This is a genomic window from Mesorhizobium sp. M7A.F.Ca.ET.027.03.2.1 (assembly GCF_003999175.1).
Classification (GTDB): domain Bacteria; phylum Pseudomonadota; class Alphaproteobacteria; order Rhizobiales; family Rhizobiaceae; genus Mesorhizobium.
This window is the reverse complement of sequence record NZ_RZOM01000715.1, coordinates 1-3242: the sequence shown is the minus strand read 5'-3', so window position 1 is coordinate 3242 and position 3242 is coordinate 1. Positions and strand designations below refer to the sequence as shown.

Below are 3242 nucleotides of genomic sequence, written 5' to 3'. Positions count from 1 at the left end.
GCTACTATGCGTTCGTACTTCGACCATACGTCATTGATGCAGTAAATCGGTGTTTTCCTACGGCCGGGCGCGCCTCCGCGACGGACACACGGGACGACGTTCTCGCATTCGGGCTTCACCATCGTTCGGAAGTTAAATCGTCCATCTCAGTGGGCTGCATTTGGGAAAGCCAGAGAGGAAAAAAGCGTCGCGTTACGTCTTTGGTCGATTTGGGAGCTTGGGTAGCGAGCTGGGGATTCACCCCGATCAGCGTGCGCCGGCAGGCGCTCTTGCCTGCCCCCAGTCGGGTGACCTGCCTGGAATTCGCTGCCAAGTCGAGAATTCCCGCCGCCTACCTGGCCTCTCCTCAACACGCCGGAGTGCGTTCAACGCCAATATGGTGCGGCCAGAGATCAGTTCCCCCCGCTTGCCATGCGGCGCCCCTTTATGGCGCTTTCCAACCAGCCAAGCTCCATCTCGGGAACTGAAGAGAGCAGAAGGTCAGTATATGCGTCGAAGGGCGGGGTGAGCACTTCGGTCTTGGAGCCATAGCGCACGACCCTTCCTTGATACATCACTGCGATGGAATCGGCGATCGCCTTTACCGTCGCGAGATCGTGGGTGATGAACAGATACGCCACGTCCTCGATCTTCTGCAGACGCAGCAGCAGCTTGAGGATGCCATCAGCCACGAGCGGGTCGAGAGCGCTGGTCACCTCGTCGCAGATGATAAGTTTCGGCCTGGCGGCGAGCGCGCGAGCAATACAGACGCGCTGTTTCTGGCCGCCCGAGAGTTCGGCAGGATAGCGATCGACGAAACCCTTGCCCATCTCGATCTCGTCGAGCAGTTCCGCCACGCGATGATCGCGCTCACGACCGCGCATCCCGAAATAGAATTCGAGCGGACGGCCGATAATGGTGCCAACTGTCTGGCGCGGATTCATCGCCACGTCAGCCATTTGGTAAATCAGTTGCAGTTCGCGCAGATCGTCCGTCGAGCGCTCCGCAAGCCTCGGCATGAGCGTGCGACCGGCAAAGGTGATCATGCCGGATGTGGGCGGCAGCAGACCGGTGATGGCGCGCGCAAGCGTGGACTTACCCGAGCCGGACTCGCCCACCACGGCCAGCGTCTGACCGGGATGGACCTCGATTGAAACTTCCTGCAGCACCTTTACATGACCGCCGTAAGCCGCGGTGATATTCCTCACCTCGAGCACCGGACAGGCTGCCGGCCTCTTTTCCTGATGCTCGATCGAACGTACCGACACCAGCGCCTTGGTGTACTCCGTCCGCGGTGCCTCGATGATCTGCCGCGTCTCGCCATGCTCGACCATTTTGCCGTGGCGAAGCACCATGATCTCGTCCGAGACTTGGGCAACGACCGAAAGGTCATGCGTAATATAAAGGGCCGCGACGCCAGTATCACGGATCGCATCCTTTATTGCAGCGAGCACATCGATCTGTGTCGTCACGTCGAGCGCCGTGGTGGGCTCGTCAAAGACGATAAGGTCGGGCTCGGAGCATAGCGCCATGGCTGTCATGACGCGCTGCAATTGACCGCCCGAAACCTGGTGCGGGTAACGACGGCCGATGGTTTCCGGGTTGGGTAGGCCGAGCTTTTTGAACAGTGCTATGGCGCGCCTCTCCGCTTCGGCTCGGGTCGCGATACGGTGCAGCAACGCGGACTCTATGACTTGCTCCATCAAACGAAGCGCCGGGTTGAACGCTGCGGCAGCCGACTGCGCGACATAACAGACCTTGTTGCCGCGCACTTTGCGCAATCCCTGGACGCCCCGTGCTAGAATGTTGCGCCCGTTGAGGAGGACTTCGCCCCCGGTGATGCGCACGCCGCCTCGCCCATATCCCATCGAGGCCAGACCAATAGTCGATTTGCCGGCGCCGGACTCGCCGATCAGGCCCAAGACGCGGCCTTTCTCCAGCTTTAGCGAAACGTCGTCCACAATGACGGTATTCTGCGGATCGCCCCCCGGCGAGTAGGAGGTTGCTTCGATCCGCAGTTTCCTGATTTCGAGCAACGAGCAGCTTTCGTCATGAGGTCGTTTCATTGCCGCCTTAGGCATTGCCGCGCCCTCCCCTGAGAGAGGTGGTCCGGTTAAGGATCCAATCCGCGACGAGATTGACTGAGATGGCGAGTGCTGCGATGGCCCCGGCTGGGATAAGGGCAGCGGAAATACCGAAAACAATGCCATCTTTGTTCTCTTTCACCATTCCGCCCCAGTCGGCTTGTGGCGGCTGCACACCAAGCCCAAGGAAGGACAGGGCAGACAGGAAGAGCACGGCGAAGATGAAGCGCAGGCCGAGTTCGGAGACTAGCGGCGACAGCGCATTGGGCAAAATCTCGCGGAAAATGATCCAGGCGCGGTCTTCGCCCCGCAATTTGGCCGCCTCGACGAAGTCCATTGCGTTGATGTCGGCGGCGACCGCGCGTGACAGCCGGTAAACGCGGGTAGAGTCCAATGTACCCATGACTAATATCAGTGTCACCACGTTGGATGGGAGCACCGACAGCACGACAAGACCGAAGATCAGCGTCGGGATCGACATCAACAGATCCACGAACCGCGACATCGTCATGTCGAACCAGCCACCGATGACGGCTGCGGTGAAGCCGAGTATCGACCCAAGCGTAAAGGAAAGCGCGGTAGCGGCGGCCGCTATCAAGATCGTAGTGCGGGCGCCATAAATCATGCGCGAGAGCAGATCCCTTCCGAGATTGTCAGTGCCGAACCAGTGCTCGCCGGACATGGGCATCCAAACGTCCCCGACGATCTCGCCCAGTGGATGCGGTGAGATCAGCGGCGCGAAAGTCGCCGCGAAGAGGAACAATCCGATGAAGAACAGGCCGATCGCGGCACCGATGGGTATGCGACGCCGGCCTTTGGCGAGTGGGGCTGACGAGACGCTCATTTGGGATGCCTCAGCCGCGGGTTGGCAATGATTGCGGCGACGTCAGCGATGATGTTCAGGCCAATATAAACGGCCGCGAAGATCAGGCCGACGGCCTGCACGACCGGCACGTCGCGCTTCGAGACATGGTCAACAAGATACTGCCCCATGCCGGGGTAAACGAAGATCACCTCGACGACGACGACGCCGACGATCAGGAAGGCTAGGTTGAGCATTACCACATTGATCACCGGCGCGATGGCGTTCGGGAATGCATGGCGACGGATAATCTCGATCTGCCGCAGCCCCTTGAGCTCGGCCGTCTCTATATAGGCCGACTGCATGACGTTCAGGAT

The 3242-nt window shown here is 60.1% G+C and carries 3 protein-coding genes; all 3 read right to left on the bottom strand.

The genetic code is table 11. The features are described from left to right. Positions 1-392: 392 nt before the first annotated feature. A complete protein-coding gene (locus EN750_RS25500) occupies positions 393-2060 on the bottom strand; it encodes an ABC transporter ATP-binding protein (RefSeq protein ID WP_127398194.1) in 1668 nt (555 codons plus the stop codon). Continuing rightward, positions 2053-2907 (bottom strand): ABC transporter permease, encoded by an 855-nt coding sequence (locus EN750_RS25495; RefSeq protein WP_127398192.1) that lies wholly within the window; start codon positions 2905-2907, stop codon positions 2053-2055. Before EN750_RS25495 ends, EN750_RS25500 begins: the two co-directional genes overlap by 8 nt. Next, positions 2904-3242 (bottom strand): ABC transporter permease subunit (locus EN750_RS25490; protein WP_127398190.1); only part of this gene is annotated, 339 nt, incomplete at its 5' end. The genes EN750_RS25490 and EN750_RS25495, both read right to left, overlap by 4 nt.